This window comes from Massilia soli, assembly GCF_016809835.1.
Taxonomy (GTDB): domain Bacteria; phylum Pseudomonadota; class Gammaproteobacteria; order Burkholderiales; family Burkholderiaceae_D; genus Telluria_A; species Telluria_A soli.
In genome coordinates, this window is record NZ_JAFBIL020000005.1 from 122,614 (window position 1) to 143,212 (window position 20,599).

Genomic DNA, 20,599 nt, shown 5'->3' on the forward strand with positions numbered 1-20,599 from the left:
AGCTGATTAAACGGCCACCTTCAGGAACCGGTCCACCTGCAGCACCCGCTCGGGCAGGCTGCCAGTGACCAGCATGAACCGAATAGCTCGCTCGTCGAGCGTCTGCACCACTTCCTCATGCACGGCCTGGCGCACTTCCTCCGACTCGCGCTGAAGGCCGTCCGGGATCCACGGACTGTCAGGCGCGGTCACCAAAGTGAACGCGTAGTCATGCGCCAGTTCCAGATCCCCCAGCTCCTCATCCACCCTGCCCCAGTAATGCCGGCTGTAGATCGCGGTCATCAACGGCGTGGTATCGCAGAACAAGAAACGCTTGGCCTGCTGCATGGCCGCGTCCTCACGCTCGCGCTGCGTGCGCGCGATATCGAACTGTTCGTGCTCCTGCGGGACGCGCCCCCTGGTGTCGACGAATTCGCGCAGGTATTCGGGCACCCAGACGGTGCCGAAGTGCGTGGCCAGCGCCGCCGCCAGGGTCGATTTTCCTGACGACTCCGCGCCCAGGATCGCTACGCGTAAAACACCGCTCATGCCTTCACCTCCTGTTGCGCGATGTTGCTCCAGGTGCGCAGCCCGATCCATGCCAGCACGATGAACACCGCGTACAGAATCGCCGTCAGCATCAGGCCCTTGTAGACATACAGGCCGACATACAGGACATCGACCGCGATCCAGACGTGCCAGTTCTCGACCTTCTTGCGTGACAGCAGCAGCTGTCCGACCAGGCTGCCGGCAGTGAGGAAGCCGTCAATGTGCGGCACATCGGTGTTGGTCCAGGTGCGCAGGAACAGCGCGATCAAAACAAAGCCGACCAGCCACGCGCCGAGGGAATACAGCTTTCCACTTCGGTCAAGGTGGGTGACATGCAGCGGCTCATGGCGCGTGCCGCCGTACAGCCACATGTACCAGCCCCAGACCGACACCGCGATGAACACGACCTGCAGGGCCATATCGCCGTACAGCCGCGCGCCGAAGAACACCACGCCATAGGTCGCCGACGACAGGATCGAGAACAGCCAGGCCCAATGCGTCTGGCGGATGTTGAGCACAACTGTGATGACCGCGAGTACGAAAGAAACTAGTTCAAGCGGGGTGGTCGTGAAACCGAGCAAGGGGATCGAATCGTTCATCAGGGGGGATAGGTGGCAAGCCCGTTCGGTGTTGCTTACGATTAAACAACTGGGCGGGCGGATTATCTCTCGACAGGGCATCTGCATGCAAGGGCACGAAATACCCGCTATGCATAAGTAAATATTGGTAACATCGCAAGATACCTTAACTCCGTGGAAGCGTGCTTATGAAATTTCGTTTTGCGCTGGCGTGTTGGACAGCCATAGTCACGCAGGCTTGGGCTGCGAGCCCAGCCCTGGTGCCAATCGAAGCGTTCGTTGAGAGAGAAACATTCAGCCAGCCGCGCATTTCCCCCGATGGTCAGCATATTGCGGTCAACGTCCGCATCATGCGCAACGGTCGCATGATCCCGACAATGACCGTGTTCAAGCTGCCGTCGCTCGACCCAGTCAGCCGGATCGCATTGCAGGGTTTCGAGGTACCTGTAAACTTTCTCTGGCTGACGAACCGCCGCCTGATCGTGCGCAAAGGACTTGAGATTGGCGAGCGCGAAAGACCGGTCGCAACCGGCGAACTGGTGACAGTCGACCTTGACGGCAAAAATCAGCAATACCTGTACGGATATAAAGCGCGCGCACAATCGAGCCGGGGCGAGCGCTACGGTAACGATTACGGTTATGGGATCATCAATCACATTCCGATGGCACGCGATGGGCATGTGCAGGTCAGCGCGCACCTGTTCGACGGGAATCACAGCTTCTTATATGACATCAATACGACCAATGCCATCCGGAAGCTGCTGGCGGACATTTCAGAGCCAGATGTCAGCTTCCTGAGCGATCGACATGACGAGCCGCGCTTCGCATTTGGTCTCGACGAGCAAGCCGACCCGACGCTGTTCCGCCGTGACCTCGCAACGGGAAAATGGAATAAGCTCGACCAGAAAAACCTGGGTTCACGTTTCGTCCCGATCGCCTTTTCAACGGATAATGCATCGTTCCTTGCGCTTCAGCACGTGAATGATGGACCGGCAATACTCGTGCGTGAGGAAGTTGCAACCGGAAAGCGAACTACACTGGTTGAAGATCCATTCGCCAGCGTTAGCGGTATTCACTACACGTCGGCAAGAATTCCTTTTGCCGTGTCCAAATCGGTTGGCATTCCCACCCTGACCTACCTCGACCCGGCATCGCCTGAGGCGGCACTGCATAAGACCTTGTCCGCATCGTTCCCCGGCGCGTATGTCAACTTCATCAACTTTTCGGACGATGGGCAGGCACTGCTTTTTTCCGTTAGCAGCGACCGCGACCCAGGTTCGTTCTACGTATTCGACAAACGGACCGGCAAGGCAGACCTGCTGTTTTCTAACATGGAAAAGATCGATCCGGCACGCATGGCGCCACGCGTCCCCATTCGTTTCACCGCGCGTGACGGCCTCGAAATCGCTGGCTACCTCACCCTCCCGAAAGCGGAACCTGGAAAAAAACTGCCGATGGTACTTCTGCCCCACGGCGGTCCGTTCGATGTTGAAGATGATTGGTTCTTCGATACCGATGCCCAGTTCCTTGCCAGCCGCGGATATGCGGTGTTGCAGGTCAATTTCAGGGGTTCCGGCGGACGCAGCCTCAGTTTTGAGAAGGCTGGCTACCGCGAATACGGCGGCAAGATCATGGATGACCTGATCGATGGCGTGAAGTGGGCTGCGACGCGTCCCGACATCGACAGCAGCCGTGTTTGCGTCTACGGCGGCAGCTTCGGCGGCTACGCGGCGATGATGCTGCCTATCCGGGAACCGTCGATGTTCAAATGCAGCGTCGGATTCGCAGGACGCTACGACTTGCCGAGCCGCTTCAAGCAGGACAGCATGGTCGGCGACAAGATGGGGAAGAACTACATCACCCGGACCATGGGTAATGACCCCGCCATGCTGGCAAAGTACTCACCGACGCAACATGCCGACAAGATCAAGATCCCGGTGTTGCTCGTGCATGGCAAAAAGGACAAAACCACTCAGCTCGACCAGGCTGAAATGATGCGCGACGCCCTGATCAAGGCTGGCAATGCGCCGGAATGGATGCTGGACGATATCGAAGGGCATGGCTTCTACGATACCGAAAACCGCAAAAGATTTTATGAGAAGCTCGAAGGCTTCCTGGCGAAGCATATCGGCAACTAGCTGGAATGAAAAAGGGCCGCTGAATTGGCGGCCCTTGTTGATCAACCCGGCTGTTTACTTCGCCGGATACTTGATCTTCATTTCCTTGAGCAGGTTATCCGCCTGGTCGACTTCTTTCATAATCCACAGCATGTAGCGGATATCGACGTGGATCGCGCGGGTGATGGCGCTGTCGAAGTACCAGTCCTTCGTGATCGACTCATAGGTCGAATCGAAGTTCAGGCCAACCAGTTCGCCGCGCTTGTTCATCACCGCGGAACCTGAGTTGCCGCCGGTGGTGTCCGCGCTCGACAGGAAATTGACTGGCACGGTACCCAGCACCGGATCCTTGAACACGCCATAGCGCTGTTCCTTGACCGCGGCGAGCAGGTTCTTCGGTGCGATGAACGGATCGGCGCCGGTGTGCTTCTCGACGATACCCTGCACCGTCGAGAAAGGACCCTTGACCAGGCCATCGCGCGGCGAGTATGGCGAGACGGTGCCGTAGGTCACGCGCAGCGTCGAATTGGCGTCCGGGTAGACCGGCTTGCCCTGCGACTTCTTCCATGCGATCACGGCCGACATGTACTGCGGGATCACGCGTTCGAGGTTGCCGTCGATTTCCTTGCGGCGGTTCTCGATCGACATGGCGACGTCATGCATCTTGACGGCCAGCTGAATGAAGGCGTCGTCCGAGGCCCTGAACGCGGCCGGGTCCTTGCTCATCCATGCGAGGCGCTGGGCGGTGTCGCCCAGCTTGGTCTGCTGGTACAGCGCGCCGACCGCGTCTGGCGCCGGCAGCAGCGCGTCCAGGCCTTGCGGGTGGGTCTTGGCAGCCAGCTTCGCATAGCGCTGCAGCGAGGCGCTGAAGCGCGCCTGGTCCACCGCCGGCACGAACGACTGCTCCAGGCGGGTCAGGCGCGCCTTGATGAACGACAGGTCGCGTTCCTGGTAGCCGCTTTCGCGCTGGGCGTTTGGCTTTTGCTGTTCCAGCGCCAGCCGGTACAGCGTGCGCGCGCTCTTGAGCAGGTCGCTGTTGGCAGCGACCGAATACGCGAACTCTTCTTCCGACAGCGCCATGTCGGCGGCGATCACCGCGTCGAGGTCCGCCAGCAGCGTCTTCGACGCGCCCTTCTGGTTGGCCGGCTGGTTGAACCAGGCGCGGAATTCGGCGTCCTGCACGTCCTTGATCGCGGCGATGTCCTTGCGCGCGAAGCCGTCCAGCAGGCCCTGGGTTTTCTTCAGTACGTTGTTGATGCTCTTGACCACGCTGGCGTAGCGCACGTCGGACTGCGCGTTGCCCTTGGTGGCGGCGGCGATCACGGCCAGGTCGGCCTGCATGTCGGCCACGCGCAGCGGGAAGTTGGCGTCGCGCGCGAAGCGGATCTCGGCTGGCAGCTTGTAGCGGCTGGTGCGGCCCGGGTAGCCGGCCAGCAGGATCGGGTCGCCGTTCTTCAGCCCTTCGGCCGACACCACCAGGAAGTCTTTCGACTTGTACGGCACGTTGTCAGGCGATGGATCTGCCGGGCGGCCGTCCTTGCCGACGTAGGCGCGCAGGAAAGCGAAGTCGCCGGTCTGGCGTGGCCATTCGAAGTTGTCGACGTCGCCGCCGAAGTTGCCCACCATGTCGGACGGCGCGTACACCAGGCGCACGTCGCGGATCATCAGCTGGCGGATGCGGTAGTACTCGAGGCCGCGGTGGAAGCTCGGCACCGAGCAGCGGTAGGCCTTGTCGGTCTCGCATTCGGCGATCAGGGCCTTGACGCGGCTGTCGACGGTTTCATTGCGCTCGCGCCCGGACATCGTCGGCGACAAGCCGTTCAGCACCCGGTCAGTGACGTTCTCGACCTTTTCGGTCACGTACACCAGCGTGTTCGGGCCGCCCGGCAGTTCGTCGGCGCGGGTTTTGGCGAGGAAGCCGTTGACGATGTAGTTCTTTTCCGGCGTCGCATTGCGCTGGATCGCACCGTAGGCGCAGTGGTGGTTGGTGACAACCAGGCCATCGGGCGACACGAACGAGGCCGAGCAGCCGCCGAGCGACACGATCGCGCTCATCGGATGCTTGGTCAGGTCGGTCAGCTTTTCAGCCGGGATGGTGATGCCGATGCGCTTGAGTTCGGATTTAAGCTGCGGCAGCTGGTGCGGCTGCCATTGGCCTTCGTCAGCGTGCGCAACGGCGAATACGCCCAGCAGAGCGACAGGCAATGCGATGGATTTGAACAAGATAGTCCCCAGTTTTAGAAAGCAAGCGGGGAGTATATCGCTGTTGCAATTGACTGGAAATGATTTCGTCGCGCCGTATTGACGCGCGCCGCCCGGAAAACGGCGCATTCACGCCCCCGCGGAACCGGCGGTTCAGCCGTTCGCGGCGGGCTTTTTGGCTTTCGCCTTGCGCTTGGGCGCCAGCATCGTGCCGGTGCAGCCGGGCGTGCCGCAGTTGCAGGCGAACTGGCGCTTGACCGCTGCCGTGTGGCGCTCTTCATACACCAGCGCATAGTTGTAGTTCAGTTCTTCGCCGCGCCCGATGGCGCGCCTGGCGTAGATGAATACCCGGCCGTCGTCTTCCTGCGCTTCGCAGTTTGGCTCGCACGCGTGGTTGATGAAGCGGGCGTCGTTGCCGTTGCTGCCGCCATCGATCACGCGGCCATCTGCCAGCGAGAAGAAAAATGTGTGGTTGACCGGGCCGTGCGCCTGTTCGGCGCGCAGGTTCGCTTCGTCCCAGTCGATCCGCTCGCCCAGGTACTCGTCGATCAGCTCTCCCTCGCGGATGTTCCGGCGCGCGAACACGCCGTTGCCGTGGATGTTGGAACGCCGGACAACGTAAGGGAGGCTGTCGGCGCGCGCGGCGGCTGCTGGTTTGGTCTTCGTGGTCATCTGGGATAAGAAAAGAGGTTGGCGCTGCTCGATGTGCATTACACCACATTGGCGGCAGCATGACACACACGGTTCACGAATGAACTTGTATGATTGCCATTGCACGCCCATTCCGTTTCGCTGCCCCCAACATACAAGGACACCGCATGAACCGATCGCGCAGCATTGCCACTTCCCTCCTCGTCTTGATGACGGTCACCGGCGCCATGGCGGCTCCCGCGCCGCCGGCCCATGCGCCGGCGGCCTTCGCCGACAGCGGCCGCGCCGCCCGCGTCACAGCGCTGCTGCCGGAGATCGACAAGATGTACGCCGAGCTGGCCGCCGCGCAGCACCTGCCCGGCCTGGTCTACGGGGTCGTCATGGACGGCAAGCTGGTGCACGTGCGCTCGATCGGGTACGCCAACGTGGAAGGCAAAGTCCCGGCCAGCCCGGCCACGGCGTTTCGCATCGCGTCGATGACCAAGAGCTTCGCGGCCATGGCGGCGCTGCACTTGCGCGACGCCGGCAAGCTGCGGCTCGACGATCCGGTGTCGAACTACCTGCCAGAGATGAGAGGCGTTCGCCTGCCAACCAGCGATTCGCCGGTGCTGACGATCCGCCACCTGATGACCATGAGCACCGGCCTGCCCGAGGACAACCCGTGGGGCGACCGCCAGATGGCGGTCGATAACGCGGCGCTGGCCAGGCTGGCAGCGGCCGGCTTGTCGTTCTCCAACGCGCCCGGCGTCACCTTTGAATACAGCAATCTCGGCTACATCATGCTGGGCAAGGTCGTCACGAAGGTGTCGGGCATGCGCTTCCAGGACTACATCACGAAAAACATCCTGCTGCCGCTGGGGATGAAGGACACGGCATGGGAGTACAAGGGCATCGCGAAAGACAAGTTCGCCCAGGGCTACCGCTGGGCGGGCGACAGCTGGATTGCCGAGCCGGTGCTGGGCGACGGCGACGGCGCCGCCATGGGCGGGCTGATTACGACGATGGACGACTTCGCGCGTTATGTCGCCTTCCACCTGAACGCCTGGCCGGCGCGCGATGGCACCGACAGCGGCCCGCTCAAGCGCGCCTCGGTGCGTGAAATGCACCAGCCCCGGATGTTCGCCGGCCTCTCGGCCAAAGCCCTGGCGACCGACGACAAGACCGTCAATCCGCGCGTCGGCTTCTATGCTTACGGGCTGACCTGGAGCCGCGACAGCCAGAACGTGGTGACGGTCGGCCACTCCGGCGGGCTGCCTGGCTACGGCAGCCAGTTCCGCTTCGCGCCAGAGCACGGCGTTGGCGTCATCGCATTCACCAACCTGCGTTACGGGCCGGTCTACAACCCGACGTCGAAGGTGCTGGCCACATTGATCGAAAAGGGCGGCTTGCCGGTCCGCGCGGTGCAGCCGTCGGCGATCCTGCTGGAACGCCAGCAACAGGTGGCGCAGCTGATTCAGTCATGGGATGAAAAGCTGGGTGCCGATATCGCGGCCGAGAACTTCTTCATGGACCGCTCGCGCGAAGACTGGATTACGACCGCGCGCGAGAAACTGGCGCCAATCGGAAAAATTCAGTCGATCGGTCCGCTCAAGCCGGACAACCAGCTGCGCGGGGGCTTCGACATCATCGGCGAAAACGGTACCCGGCGGGTGTTCTTCACGCTGACGCCGGAGCGTGTTCCGAAGCTGCAGGAACTCGATATCAGCGAACCGAAAAAGCCGTAAATCCCGGCTACTGGCCCACCTTCCAGCCGCCGCCAATCGACTGGATCAGGGCCACCGCCGTCGCCTGGCGGTCGGCCTGCACCTGCACCAGCGCGCGCCTTGCCGACAGCGCGCTGGCCTGCGCCAGCACCACTTCAGAATAGCCGACCTGGCCGGCCTTGTAGCGGTTCAGCATCTGGGTCTCGACCTGGTCGGCCGCGTCCGACGCCTGCTTGCGCAGCACCTGCTGGCTGGCCAGGATGCGCGCCGCCGCCAGCTGGTTCTCGACATCGCCGAACGCCGCCAGCACCGTTTGTCGGTAGCGCGCCACCTGCACCTCGTGCTGGGCCTCGGCGCCGGCCACGCTGGCGCGCGTGGCGCCAGCGTTGAAGATGCTCTGCGCCGCCGACAGCCCGAACGACCACAGCGCATTCGATACGCTGAACAGGTCTCCCACCTTGCTGCCGCCGGTGCCGTACGATCCGCTCAAGCCGATGCTCGGATAGTAGGCCGAGCGCGCGATGCCGATCTGCTGGTTGGCAGCGGCCACGCGCCGCTCGGCCGCGGCGATATCCGGACGGCGTTCGAGCAGCGTCGAGGGCACGCCGACCGGTATGTCCGGCACCGCGGCGGTCCAGGGAGCGGCGGCCAGGCTGAAACTGGACGGCGACTTGCCCACCAGGATGGCGATCGCGTTCTCGAACTGCGCGCGCTGGCGCGCGATCGACAGCTGGTCGCCTTGCGCGTTGGCCAGCTGGGTCTGGGCTTGCAGTACATCCGACTTGGCGACGATGCCGGCGTTGAAGCGGTTCTGGGTAATCGTCGAGACGCGCTGGTAGCCCTCGATGGTGGTGGCCAGCAGCGCCAGCTGGGCGTCGGCTTCGCGCACCAGGAAGTAATTGATCGCCAGTTCGCCCTGGGCCGACAGGCGTGCCGCCGCCAGGTCGGCGGCGCTGGCTTCGGCGCCGGCACTGGCCGCACTCACGCCCGCCCGCAGCCGGCCCCAGATATCCGGCTCCCAGCTGCCGCCGATGCTGAGGCGGTAGCGGCTTTCGGCCGGTACGTCATTGCCGCCGGAACGGTCGGCCGAGGTATTCAGGCCCACTTCGGGGAACAGCGACGCGCGCTGCGCCTGCACCAGCGCCCTCGCCTGCGCATACGATGCGACCGCCGCTGCCACGTTCTGGTTCGATACCTCGACCTGGCTTGCCAGCTGGTTAAGTACCGGGTCGCCGAACAAGGTCCACCACGGGCCCTTTTCCAGCATGTCGGCCGGCTGCGCCGGCGACCAGCCGGGCGCCGCTTCCTTGAACGCCGCGGGCTCCGGCGTCGACGGACGCTGGTAGGTCGGACCGACCGCGCAGCCGCCGAGCAGCAAGGCGGCGATGGCGATGGCGTGAAGCCTGGCGAATGGAATCTCTGTCATCGGGTATCTCATGGTGTGGTTGGCGCGGCCGCGTCCGGGCGGCGCGCAAGCTGGCGCTCCGCCGGACTGCGCCTGCGCAGTTTGTCGAGCACGATGTAGACCACCGGCGTGGTCAGCAGGGTCAGCAGCTGGCTGGCGATCAAGCCGCCGATGATGGCCACGCCCAGTGGGCGGCGCAGCTCGGAGCCTTCGCCGAAGCCGATTGCCAGCGGCAGCGCGCCCAGCGCCGCGGCCAGCGTCGTCATCAAAATCGGGCGGAAGCGCAGCAGGCAGGCTTCGCGCACCGCTTCCAGCGGCGACAGCCCGCGCGAGCGCTCGGCATCGAGCGCGAAATCGATGATCATGATGGCGTTCTTCTTGACGATGCCGATCAGCAGGAACACGCCGATCAGCGCGATGATCGAGAATTCCATGTCGAATATCAGCAGCGCCAGCACCGCGCCCACGCCAGCCGACGGCAGCGTCGAGAGCACGGTAATCGGGTGCACCAGGCTTTCATACAGGATGCCGAGCACGATGTAGATCACCACGATGGCGGCCAGGATCAGCATCGGCTGCTCCTGGTTCGAGTCCTGCGCCGCGCGCGCCGCACCTTCAAAGCTGCCGCGCACGTTGGCCGGCAGGCCGATGTCCGCCTCGGCCTGGCGCACCGCCGCCTCGCCATCCTGCATGTTGCTGCCTTCGGCCAGGTTGTAGGACACCGTGGTGGCAAGTTCGCCGTCCTGGTGGTTGACCGAGGTTGGCGTCGAGCTTTCGGCGAAGGTGGCGATCGCCGGCAGCGGCACCATCGTGGTGGCCGTGCCGGCCAGGGCTGCCCCGGTCGATGGATCGCGGGTCGCGCCGGAGGCGGCCGGCCCGGCCGTTGTGGCGGAAGGCGCTGCGCCGCGGCCCGGCACGTGAACGTCCCCGAGCGCCTGCGGCGACTGCGCATAGCGCTGCGCCACGCCCATAATCACCTTGTACTGGTTGAGCTCATCGTAGATCGTCGCGACCTGGCGCTGGCCGAAGCCGTTGTAAAGCGCGTTGTTGACGTCGCGCGAGCTGATGCCGAGCCGCGCGGCGCTGTCCTTGTCGACGGTGACATACATTTCGACGCCATTTTCATCGAGGTCGGTGTCGATGTCGGTCAGCGCGGGCTGGCGCTTCATCGACTCGGCCAGCTTTCCGGCCCATAGCTTCAGGTCGGCCTGGTTATCGCTCTTGAGGGTGTACTGGTAGGTCGAGCTGCTCTGGCGTCCGCCCATGCGCAGGTCCTGCACGGTATTGAGGAACATCGACACGCCGGTCACCTGCGCCAGCTGCGGGCGCAAGCGCGCGATGACGGCCTGCCCGCCCTCGTCCCGCTCCGACGCCGGTTTCAGGTTGATGAACATGAAGCCGCCGCCGGCGCGCGCGCCGCCGGTGAAGCCGACCACCGTCTCCACCGCCGGATCGGCGCGGATGATGTCGACCAGCTGGCGCAGCTTCTCCTGCATCGCCTGGAACGAGATGCTCTGGTCGGCACGGATGCCGCCGTTGATCTGGCCCGTATCCTGCTGCGGGAAAAATCCCTTCGGTATCGCGGTAAACAGGTAGGCGTTCAAGCAGATCACGAAAGCCAGGATGAACATCACCAGGCCAAGGCTGTGCAGCGCCCAGTCGAGCGAGTGCTCGTAGGTCTTGAGTACGCGTGCAAAGCCGCGCTCGGCCCAGCGCGACAGCCTGCCTTGCGGGCGCTCGATTCCGCCCGGCTTGAGCAGCCAGGCGCACATCATGGGCGTGGTGGTCAAGGAAATCACCAGCGAGATCATCACCGCGGCCGACAGCGTGACGGCAAATTCGCGGAACAGCCGGCCGACCTGCCCGCCCATGAACAGCAGCGGAATGAACACGGCGACCAGCGACAGGCTGATCGACAGCACCGTAAAGCCAACCTCGCGCGCGCCCAGCAGCGCCGCCTTCATGCGGTCCATGCCCTGCTCGATATGGCGCGCGGTATTTTCGAGCACCACGATGGCGTCATCGACAACGAAGCCGGTGGCCACCGTCAGCGCCATCAGGCTCAGGTTGTTCAGGCTGAAGCCAAGCATGTACATCACGCCGAAGGTGCCAAGCAGCGACACCACGGTGGCCACCGCCGGGATGATCGTGGCCCGCACGCTGCGCAGGAACAGGCTGACGACCAGCACCACCAGCAGGATCGACAGCATCAGCGTGAATTCGATCTCGTGCAGCGAGGCGCGAATCGACAGGGTGCGGTCGGATGCCACCTGCAGCTTGATATCGGACGGCAGCTGCGCCTGCAGCGCCGGCAGCAAGGCGCGCACGCCGTCGACCGTTTCGATGACGTTGGCATCGGGCTGGCGCGTGATCAGCACGATCACCGCGGGCTGGCCATTGAACAGCCCCAGCGTATTGACGTTCTCGACGCCGTCGATCACCTCGGCCACGTCGGACAGGCGGATCGCCGCGCCATCGCGCCACGCGACCACCAGGTCGCGGTAGTCGGCGGCGCTGCGGCCGCCGCTGGCGCCGGCCGGCTGCGAGTAAATCTGCAGGCGGCGGTCGCTGACTTCGATGTCGCCTTTCGGACGCGCCGGGTTGTTGGCCTGGATCGCGGCGCGTATGTTCTCGGTGGAGACGCCATAGCGGTTCAGCGCGTACGGCAGCAGTTCGACCCGCACCGCCGGCAGCGAGCCGCCGCCGATTTCGACCTCGCCAACGCCCTTCACCTGTGCCAGCTTCTGCTGCACCAGGTTGGACACCGATTCGTAGATCTGGCCGGGCGACTTGGTCGGCGACGTCAGCGCGAGGATGATCACCGGCGCGTCCGACGGGTTGGCCTTGCGGTAGGTTGGATTGCTGCGCAAGGTCGCCGGCAGGTCGGCGCGCGAGGCGTTGATCGCGGCTTGCACTTCGCGCGCGGCGGCGTCGATCTTGCGGTTCAGGTCGAACTGCAGGCTGATGCGGGTGGAGCCGTTGCGGCTCGACGAGGTCATCTCGTTGACGCCGGAGATCACCCCCAGCCTTCGCTCAAGCGGCGTGGCCACGCTCGAGGCCATCGTGTCCGGGCTGGCGCCGGGCAGCGAAGCGCTCACGGAAATGGTCGGAAAGTCCACCTGCGGCAGCGGCGACACCGGCAGCACGAAAAACGCGCCGATGCCCGCCAGCGCGATGCCGAGGGTCAGCAGGACAGTGGCAATCGGGCGGCGGACAAATGGCTCGGACAGGTTCACGGCGTGGCCTCGCCGGGTTTGGCGCCAAAGCGGCGCGTCCAGCGCCGCTCAAGGCTGTCGAAGCCGAGGTAGATGACCGGCGTCGTGTACAGGGTCAGGATCTGGCTGACGATCAGGCCGCCGAAGATCGCCAGGCCGAGCGGGCGGCGCAGCTCCGCGCCCTCGCCCCAGCCGAGCATCAGCGGCACCGCCGCGAACAGCGCCGCCAAGGTCGTCATCAGGATCGGGCGGAAGCGCAGCAGCGCGGCCTGGTGGATCGCCTCGCGCGGCGCCATCCCCTGTTCGCGCTCGGCTTCGATGGCGAAGTCGATCATCATGATGGCGTTCTTCTTGACGATGCCGATCAGGAGAATGATGCCGATGATGCCGATCACCCCAAGCCCCTGCCCGCTGACCAGCAGCGCCAGCAGCGCGCCGACGCCGGCCGACGGCAGCGTCGACAGGATGGTCAGCGGGTGAATGTAGCTCTCGTACAGCACGCCGAGCACGATGTAGACGCACACCACCGCGGCCAGGATCAGCCACAGCTGGCTGGTCAACGACGACTGGTAGGCGCCGGCCGCACCGATGAAGGTCAGGCTCACCGATGGCGGCAGCTTGATCTCGGCCGCGGCGGCGCGGATCGCGTCGACCGCCTGGCCCAGCTGCACGCCTGGCGCGGTGTCGAAGCCGACGGTGGTGGCCGGGTACTGCGCCACGTGGGTGATCTGCAGCGGCGCGGGACGTTCGGTGATGCTGGCAACCGCCGACAGCGGCGTGCTCTGGCCGGAGCCGGTGCGCAGCTGCAGGCGGCCCAGCGCCTCCAGCGACATCGCCTCGTCCATCTGCGCCTCCAGGATCACCCGGTACTGGTTGGTCTCGGTGAAAATGGTCGACACGATGCGTTGGCCGTAGGCGCTGTACAAGGCATCGTCGATCGATGCGGCGGTGATTCCCAGGCGCGAGGCGGTATCGCGGTCGATGTCGACATAGGCCGCCGAGCCGGTGGCGCCGGCGTCGGTGACCGCATTGCGCACCTGCTCGAGCTGGCGCATGCGCTGCACCAGCTTGTTGGCCCACTCCTTGACGACCGCGCCGTTGGCCCCTTCGATCGACAGCCGGTACTGGGTCGGCCCGGTCTCGGCGTCGATGGTCAGGTCCTGGGTCGGCTGGATATACAGCCTGGCGCCGGGCACCTCGGCGACCCGCTGGCGCAGCCGCTCCATGATGTCGGCCTGGCTGTCCGAGCGCGACTCCTTCATGTTGATCAGCATGCGGCCGGTGTGCATCATCGTGTTGTTGGCGGCGTCGACGCCAACGTTGGAGCTGAGCGACTCGACATCGGGATCGGCCAGGATGGCCTTGGCCGCGGCCTGCTGCAGCGTGGCCATGCTGTCGTAGGAGATGTCCTGGCGCGCTTCGATGCGTGCCTGCAGCTGGCCGGTGTCCTGGGTCGGGAACAGGCCCTTGGGGATCCAGATGTACATCACCACCGTCAGCACCAGCGTGCCGAGCGCCACCAGCAGCGTCAGGCCCTGGCGCGCCAGCACCCACGTCAGCGACCGGTCGTAGCGCACGATGACGGCGTCGAAGAACGCCTGGGTGCGTTGCGCAAGGCGGCCCGGCTTTTCCTCGGCGTGGCTGCGCAGCCAGCGCGCCGACATCATCGGCACCAATGTCAGCGATACCACGCCGGAGATCAGGATCGTGATCGCCAGCGTGACCGCGAACTCGCGGAACAGGCGGCCCACCACATCGCCCATGAACAGCAGCGGGATCAGCACCGCGATCAGCGACACCGTCAGCGAAATGATCGTGAAGCCGATTTGCGACGCCCCCTTGATGGCGGCGGCCATCGGCGTTTCGCCCTTTTCGATATAGCGCGCGATGTTCTCGATCATCACGATCGCATCATCGACCACGAAGCCGGTGGCGATCGTCAGCGCCATCAGGCTCAGGTTGTTCAGGCTGTAGCCGAGCAGGTACATCGCGCCGAAGGTGCCGATCAGCGAGATCGGCACCGCCAGGCTGGCGATGATGGTGGCGCGCAGGCTGTGCAGGAAGGCGAAAATCACCAGCACCACCAGCACCACCGCCAGCAGCAGTTCGAATTCGGTATGCAGCACCGAGGCGCGGATGCCGGTGGTGCGGTCGGTCAGCACCTCCAGCCTGAGCGCCGCCGGCAGCCCGGCCTGCAATTCGGGCAAACGCTCGCGGATCGCGTCGACCGTGGCGATCACGTTGGCGCCAGGCTGGCGCTGCACGTTGAGGATGATCGCCGGCTTGAGGCCCGACCAGGCGCCCAGCTTGACGTTCTCGGCGCTGTCGACCACGGTGGCGACGTTTTCCAGCCGCACCGGCGCACCGTTGCGGTAGGCGACGATCAGGTTCTTGTAGCCTTCGACTTCCAGCAACTGGTCGTTGGCGTTGATGGCGTAGGAGCGCGTCGGGCCATCGAAGTTACCCTTGGCGCTGTTGGCGTTGGCGGCACTGATCGCGCTGCGCAGGGTGTCGAGCCCGAGCCCGTACGATGCCAGCGCGTCGGTGTCGGCCTGGATGCGCACCGCGGGGCGCTGGCCGCCGCTCAGCGTCACCTGCCCGACGCCCGAAACCTGGCTGATCTTCAGCGCGAGGCGGGTGTTGACCAGGTTCTGGACTTCGGTCAGCGGAATCGTGTCCGAGGTAATCGCCAGCGTCAGCACCGGGGCGTCGGCCGGATTGACCTTGGCGTAGACCGGCGGCGCCGGCAGGTCGGCCGGCAGCAGCGAGCCGCCGGCGTTGATCGCCGCCTGCACTTCCTGCTCGGCGACGTCGAGCGTCTGGCCGAGGCCGAACTGCAAGGTCACGATCGACACCCCGGCCGCGCTGGTGGAACTCATGCGCTGAAGGCCGGACATCTGGCCGAACTGGCGTTCCAGCGGCGCGGTGACGGTACGCGACATCACTTCCGGGCTCGCGCCCGGGTACAAGGTCTGCACCTGGATGGTCGGGAAGTCGACCTGCGGCAGCGCCGACAGCGGCAGGAAGCGGAAGCCCACCAGCCCGGCCAGCACGATGGCCAGCATCAGCAGCGCCGTGGCGACCGGCCGCGCGATGAATGGACCCGACGGGTTCATTACGCGCCCTGCCGCTGGCGCCGTCCGCGCTCGCCGCCGCCCGCGCCCGCGGGCTTATCGCCCGGCAGCGTGACCCTGGCGCCGTCCTGCAGGCGGTCGGCGCCTTCGGTAATCACCTGCTCGCCAACTTTCAGGCCCGTGGCGACCTGCACCTTGTCGACGGTGGCCTGGCCGCGCGTCACCTTGCGCACCGCGACGGTACGGTCCGCGGCGTTGAGCACGTAGACGAAATCGCCGTCCGAGCCGTGACGCAGCGCTGTCACCGGTACCATCACCGCATCCTTGATGGTGCGCAGTTCAAGCCGCAAATTGACGAACTGGCTCGGGAACAGCGACTGTTTCGCATTCTCGAAGCGCGCCTTGGCGCGCACGGTGCCGGTCTGGGTATCGACCTGGTTGTCCAGCGCGGCGAATTTGCCGCTGGCGAGCGCCTGGCTGCGGGTGCGGTCAAGCGCCGTGGCGGGCAAGGTCGCGCCGCTGGCGATCCGCTCCTGCAGCGCCGGCACCTGGTCCTGCGGTACCGCGAATTCGACATCGATCGGCGACAGCTGGGTGATGACGGCGATGCCGTTGGCATCCGAGCTGCCCACCAGGTTGCCCATGTCGACCACGCGCAGGCCGACCCGGCCCGTGATCGGCGCCTTCACTTGCGTATAGCTGAGGTTCAGGCGCGCCACGCCTTCCGCCGCGCGGTCGGTCATGATCGTGCCCTCAAGCTGCTTGACCAGCGCGGCCTGGGTATCGACCTCCTGGCGCGCGATCGAGTCTTGCGACAGCAAGGTGCGGTAGCGCTCCAGCGTCACGCGCGCGCTTTCCAGCTGGGCCTCGTTGCGCTGGCGGGTGCCGCTGGCCTGCAGCAGCGCCATCTCGAATGAGCGCGGGTCGATGGTCGCCATCACCTGGCCGGCCTTGACCAGCTGCCCCTCGCTGAAATGAATCTTCTGGAGTATCCCGGACACTTGCGGACGCACTGTGGCCGTGGCCGCCGCCGTCACCGTGCCAAGCGCGTCGAGCACGACGGGAATGTCGGCCGTGCTGGCGGTGGCGACGCCAACCGTCGTGGCCGGCGCCCCGCGTCCGCCGCGGCCTCCCGCACGCCCGCCGCCGCCACCTCCGGGCCTGGCCTGGGCGCCGGCGGCGGCAGGTCCGCCAGCGCGCGCGGGCGGTTCATCGGGCCGGGTCAGGTACCAGGCGAGCAAGCCCAAGGCGATCATCGCGATAACCGCGATGGCGCTGCCAATGAGTTTCTTGCGGCGGCTGGCGGCGGCTGCCGGCTGGGTGGTGTGAGCGGGAAGTACAGGTGGTTCCATGCTGGTCCTTGTGGGGCGATCGGTCACGGAAAGTGATGTGATTTTCGCCAGACTCTAGCATGTAGCAGAAAACTCCTATGTCTTGTAGCGCACATAGAATCGGTCAATACCGGGTCGGCCGTTACAAAGGCCAGGCCGGGCGCCAACGAAAACGGCGGCCGAAGGGCCGCCGCAAGGGGAATCGGGCCTGGCGGCAGCCACCGGGCCGCCGTACAAGCCGTTACAAACTCGCTACAAGATTCATGGGGTACCGCACAGGCAGTGCGTGACCGCCGAAAACGGCTTGCGGCCTTCGGTCAGGTCGGCCAGCCATGCCATGTCGCGCGCCGCGCCGGCCATCGCACCGGCCGGGAAGCCCACTGGCGCCAGGCCCAGCTTGACCTCGATATTGACCGCTTGTGCGGCCGACACGCCAAACATCTGCAGCACGCGCTCGAAACGCGAGCTGTCCTGCTCGATGTAGGCGACACGGTAGTCGCCGCCCAGCTTGGCGCGCTTCGCAGCCGACTGGATCGCGTCGCCGTAGCTGCCCAGCGAATCCACCAGCCCGCGCTCCTGCGCCTGCTGGCCGGTCCAGACCCTGCCCTGTCCCACTGCGTCGATCTTGGCCGGCGTGGTCTTGCGCGCCTGCGCGGCCTTGGTGGTGAACTCGCTGTAGATATGGTTGATGCTGCTCTGGATCAGCTGGCCGAAGCGCGGGTCGAGCGGACGCAGTGGATTGTAGGCGTCGGCCAGCCACGTGGTGCGCACGCCGGCGGTATGGATGCCCATTTTCTCGACCACCTTTTCGGCGGTCGGCAAAATGGCGAACACGCCGATCGATCCGGTGATGGTGGTCGGGTCGGCGATGACCTCGTCGGCCGCCATCGAGATCCAGTAGCCGCCCGAGGCGGCCACGTTACCCATCGACACCACCACCGGCTTGCCGGCGGCGCGCGTCAGCTCCAGTTCGCGGCGGATCAGTTCCGAGCCGTAGGCGCTGCCGCCCGGCGAATCGACGCGCAGCACGATCGCCTTGATCTGGTCATCCTCGCGCGCGCGGCGCACCAGGTTGGCGGTCGACATGCCGCCGATCGCGCCAGGGCTGGCGTTACCGTCGGTGATCTCGCCGGACGCCACAATCACGCCGACGCCGTCGCCCAGCATCTTCGGACGCTGGCGCGCCAGGTATTCATTGAACGACACCTGGCGGAACGTTTCGTGATCGAGATCGGGGGCGCCGCGCTCCATCATCAGGTCGCGCACTTCATCGCGGGTCTTGAGCCCGTCAACCATATTGGTCTGCAGCGCCAGCTTGCCGGTGTTGCCGGCGACTTGCTCCATCAGCTCCGGCAAGGACTCGATGGTCTTGGCGATCGCGCCGGCCGGCAGCTTGCGGTTTTTTTCGACGCTGGTGGTGTAGCTGGCCCACAGCGCGTTGTACAGCACCGCGTCCTGCTCGGACGATGCCTCGGACGGGCCGTTGCCGATGAACGGCTCGGCGAAGCTCTTGTAGGTGCCGACCTTCATCAGGTTGACGGTGACGCCGACCTTGTCGAGCGCGTCGCGGTAGTAGTTGCGGTAGCGGCCCATGCCTTCGATGAGCACCATGCCCATCGGGTGCAGGTACACCTCGGTGGCGTGCGACGCGATGCGGTACTGGCGCTGGTCGTAGCTGCCGCCCCAGGCGATCACGGGCTTGCCAGCGGCCTTGACGCGGTCGACCGCCAGGCCGACCTCGTTGAGCATGGCCTGGCCGCCGCCTTCGAGGTCGTCGAGCAGCAGCACGACGCTGCTGATGTTGGTGTCCTTGGCCGCCGCGTCAAGCACCGTCAGCACATCGCGCAACTGCACCGTGCGGCGCTCTTCGCCGCGCGCATTGGCCATCAGCGTGTCGCGCAGGGTGCCGCTGTGCTGCTCAACCAGCCGGCCCTTCAGGTCGAGCACCAGCGCCGTCTTGCTGGCGATCGGCCTGGCCCCGCCGAAGAAGACGATCCAGACGAGGAAAATGATCAGCAGCAGGAACAGCAGGTTGAAGAAGGTGCGACGGGTCGCGTCGAGCGTATTCCAGAAAATGCCGAAACCGCGGCGCAGGTAATGCAGGGGCTTGAAAGACATCGATACTCCAGCGATTGAAATGGGCAGTGGAACCAGGCCTTCACTGTACGTGAAAACCGGGTTTCGTTGTCAAAAACGTCTTACGCAGCGACTGCGGACGGATCGCGCCTTTCCTTGCTGGAAATAGCGTACAAACCGGCAAACACCAATATGCCATTAATCATGAGCAATTCAAGTCCGAGGCGGTAGCTTCCCAGCAGGTATGCCTGATTAAACTCAATTAATCCGCACAGCACAGGGGCGCCGACGGCGATCGCAGGAACCCAGCGGTCGTCGAGCCGGCGCGTGGTCAGCAGGCCGAAGGCGAACAGTCCGAGCAGCGGGCCATAGGTATAGCTGGCCAGTTTCAGGATCACGATGATCATGCTCGGGCTATCTGCCCATTTGAAGCCCATCACCAGCAGCAGGAACAGGAAGGCAAAACCCAGGTGGACGCGCTGGCGCCATTTGACCTTGTCGGCTTCGGACAGGTCATCGCGGCGCTTCAGGCCCAGCAGGTCGATACAGAAGCTCGATGTCAGCGCGGTGATGGCGCCGTCGGCGCTCGGGAACAGCGCCGACACCAGCGCGATCAGGAAGATGATCTGCACCGCGGCCGGCAGGTGGCCCATGACGACGGCCGGGAAGATCTTGTCGCCGGTGGCGGTGACGCCGGCCAGCGGCGCGTACAGGTACAGCAGGCCGCCGAGGAACAGGAACATCGACAGCACCACGACCAGGATCAGGGTCAGGGTCAGCAGGTTCTTCTGCGAGTCCTTCAAGGTTTTGACGGAAATTGTCTTCTGCATCATTTCCTGGTCCATGCCGGTCATGGTCAGCACGATGAAGGCGCCCGCGATGATCTGCTTGAGGAAGAAGTTCGGGCTGTCGAGGTCGGTCGTAAAGATGGTCGACAGGCCGCGCGCATCCATCGCCGCCAGGCTCTGGCCGACGGTCATGTCGAGCTGGGTCAGCAGGTAGACCACGCAGGCGACCAGGCCGAACAGCATGCAGGTCGTTTGCAGGGTGTCGGTCCAGACGATGGTCTTGACGCCGCCTTCGTAGGTATACATCAGGATCATGCCGAGGATGACCAGGGTGGTCAGCCAGAACGGCACGCCGAGGCTGTCGAGGATGATCGCCTGCAGGATATTGACGACGAGGTAAAGGCGCGCGGTGGCGCCCAGCAGGCGCGACAGGATGAAGAACGAGGCCCCGCTCTGGTAGGCGCGGCGCCCGAGGCGCACGTCGAGGTAATGGTAGATCGAGGTCAGCTTGAGGCGGTAGTACAGCGGCAGCAGGATGAAGGCCACGGCGATGTAGCCGATCACGTAGCCGATCAGGATCTGGCCGTAGCCGAAGGCGTCGAGACCGACGTTGCCCGGCACGCTGATGAAGGTGGCGCCGGACAGCGTGGTGCCGACCATGCCGAACGCGACCAGCATCCAGTTGCTGCTCTTGTTACCGATGTAGAAAGAATCGTTGTTGGCGTTGCGGGAAGTGGCCCAGGCCACGCCCATCAGCAGGGCGAAATACGCGATCAGAATAACGAAAAGTAAAACCGGTGACATGGCAGGTCCAGTGCAAAGTGGCGATGAGTTCGCCAGCAATATACACCGATACCGCCGGGCAGACGAGCCTTGCGCAGAGAGGGATTACCTGGGTATCTTGGCTGATAACTTCAGGGAATGGACAGGA

12 protein-coding genes are annotated in these 20,599 nt (G+C 64.8%); 2 read left to right on the plus strand and 10 right to left on the minus strand.

What is annotated here, in order from left to right:
- Positions 1 to 6: 6 nt before the first annotated feature.
- Entirely contained in the window at positions 7 to 528 is a 522-nt protein-coding gene (locus I4X03_RS13185; RefSeq protein ID WP_223468698.1) for an AAA family ATPase, read from the minus strand.
- Positions 525 to 1,127 carry a nicotinamide riboside transporter PnuC gene (gene pnuC, locus I4X03_RS13190; protein WP_223468699.1) on the minus strand — a complete coding sequence of 201 codons (603 nt, stop codon included), beginning with the start codon at positions 1,125 to 1,127 and terminating at the stop codon, positions 525 to 527. Before pnuC ends, I4X03_RS13185 begins: the two co-directional genes overlap by 4 nt.
- Positions 1,128 to 1,294: 167 nt before the next feature.
- On the opposite strand from pnuC, the gene I4X03_RS13195 reads away from it, so the two are divergent.
- Complete coding sequence (locus I4X03_RS13195) at positions 1,295 to 3,244, plus strand: alpha/beta hydrolase family protein (RefSeq protein WP_223468700.1); 1,950 nt, start codon at positions 1,295 to 1,297, stop codon at positions 3,242 to 3,244.
- 54 nt (positions 3,245 to 3,298) lie between these two features.
- Here I4X03_RS13195 and I4X03_RS13200 read toward each other — a convergent pair whose 3' ends face one another.
- Entirely contained in the window at positions 3,299 to 5,446 is a 2,148-nt protein-coding gene (locus I4X03_RS13200) for a S46 family peptidase (RefSeq protein ID WP_223468701.1), read from the minus strand.
- Positions 5,447 to 5,578: 132 nt separating this feature from the next.
- Positions 5,579 to 6,097, minus strand: coding sequence for an SET domain-containing protein (locus I4X03_RS13205; protein WP_223468702.1), 519 nt, complete (start codon positions 6,095 to 6,097; stop codon positions 5,579 to 5,581).
- A 146-nt stretch (positions 6,098 to 6,243) separates the two neighbouring features.
- Here I4X03_RS13205 and I4X03_RS13210 point away from each other — a divergent pair, with 146 nt between their 5' ends.
- Complete coding sequence (locus tag I4X03_RS13210; protein WP_223468703.1) at positions 6,244 to 7,800, plus strand: serine hydrolase domain-containing protein; 1,557 nt, start codon at positions 6,244 to 6,246, stop codon at positions 7,798 to 7,800.
- A 7-nt stretch (positions 7,801 to 7,807) separates the two neighbouring features.
- Here the strand turns inward: I4X03_RS13210 and I4X03_RS13215 are convergent, their stop codons facing one another.
- From I4X03_RS13215 to I4X03_RS13240, 6 genes are all read right to left on the minus strand, one after another.
- Positions 7,808 to 9,205 (minus strand): efflux transporter outer membrane subunit, encoded by a 1,398-nt coding sequence (locus I4X03_RS13215; RefSeq protein ID WP_223468704.1) that lies wholly within the window; start codon positions 9,203 to 9,205, stop codon positions 7,808 to 7,810.
- Positions 9,206 to 9,213: 8 nt separating this feature from the next.
- Positions 9,214 to 12,420, minus strand: coding sequence for an efflux RND transporter permease subunit (locus tag I4X03_RS13220; protein ID WP_223468705.1), 3,207 nt, complete (start codon positions 12,418 to 12,420; stop codon positions 9,214 to 9,216).
- Entirely contained in the window at positions 12,417 to 15,515 is a 3,099-nt protein-coding gene (locus tag I4X03_RS13225) for an efflux RND transporter permease subunit (RefSeq protein ID WP_223468706.1), read from the minus strand. The genes I4X03_RS13220 and I4X03_RS13225 overlap by 4 nt, the downstream gene beginning before the upstream one ends.
- Positions 15,515 to 16,825 (minus strand): efflux RND transporter periplasmic adaptor subunit, encoded by a 1,311-nt coding sequence (locus I4X03_RS13230; protein WP_223468707.1) that lies wholly within the window; start codon positions 16,823 to 16,825, stop codon positions 15,515 to 15,517. Before I4X03_RS13230 ends, I4X03_RS13225 begins: the two co-directional genes overlap by 1 nt.
- Before the next feature lie 240 nt (positions 16,826 to 17,065).
- The gene (gene sppA, locus I4X03_RS13235; protein ID WP_223468708.1) at positions 17,066 to 18,922 is read right to left on the minus strand and encodes a signal peptide peptidase SppA; all 1,857 of its coding nucleotides are present in this window, start codon (positions 18,920 to 18,922) and stop codon (positions 17,066 to 17,068) included.
- 80 nt (positions 18,923 to 19,002) lie between these two features.
- Complete coding sequence (locus I4X03_RS13240) at positions 19,003 to 20,472, minus strand: sodium:solute symporter (RefSeq protein ID WP_223468709.1); 1,470 nt, start codon at positions 20,470 to 20,472, stop codon at positions 19,003 to 19,005.
- Positions 20,473 to 20,599 lie beyond the last annotated feature (127 nt).

What these genes read in the sequence shown, in the direction of transcription:
- I4X03_RS13185 (WP_223468698.1), bottom strand. Translation starts at nt 528, where the DNA reads ATGAGCGGTGTTTTACGCGTAGCGATCCTGGGCGCGGAGTCGTCAGGA.
- pnuC (WP_223468699.1), bottom strand. Translation starts at nt 1,127, where the DNA reads ATGAACGATTCGATCCCCTTGCTCGGTTTCACGACCACCCCGCTTGAA.
- I4X03_RS13195 (WP_223468700.1), top strand. Translation starts at nt 1,295, where the DNA reads ATGAAATTTCGTTTTGCGCTGGCGTGTTGGACAGCCATAGTCACGCAG.
- I4X03_RS13205 (WP_223468702.1), bottom strand. Translation starts at nt 6,097, where the DNA reads ATGACCACGAAGACCAAACCAGCAGCCGCCGCGCGCGCCGACAGCCTC.
- I4X03_RS13210 (WP_223468703.1), top strand. Translation starts at nt 6,244, where the DNA reads ATGAACCGATCGCGCAGCATTGCCACTTCCCTCCTCGTCTTGATGACG.
- I4X03_RS13215 (WP_223468704.1), bottom strand. Translation starts at nt 9,205, where the DNA reads ATGACAGAGATTCCATTCGCCAGGCTTCACGCCATCGCCATCGCCGCC.
- I4X03_RS13225 (WP_223468706.1), bottom strand. Translation starts at nt 15,515, where the DNA reads ATGAACCCGTCGGGTCCATTCATCGCGCGGCCGGTCGCCACGGCGCTG.
- I4X03_RS13230 (WP_223468707.1), bottom strand. Translation starts at nt 16,825, where the DNA reads ATGGAACCACCTGTACTTCCCGCTCACACCACCCAGCCGGCAGCCGCC.
- sppA (WP_223468708.1), bottom strand. Translation starts at nt 18,922, where the DNA reads ATGTCTTTCAAGCCCCTGCATTACCTGCGCCGCGGTTTCGGCATTTTC.
- I4X03_RS13240 (WP_223468709.1), bottom strand. Translation starts at nt 20,472, where the DNA reads ATGTCACCGGTTTTACTTTTCGTTATTCTGATCGCGTATTTCGCCCTG.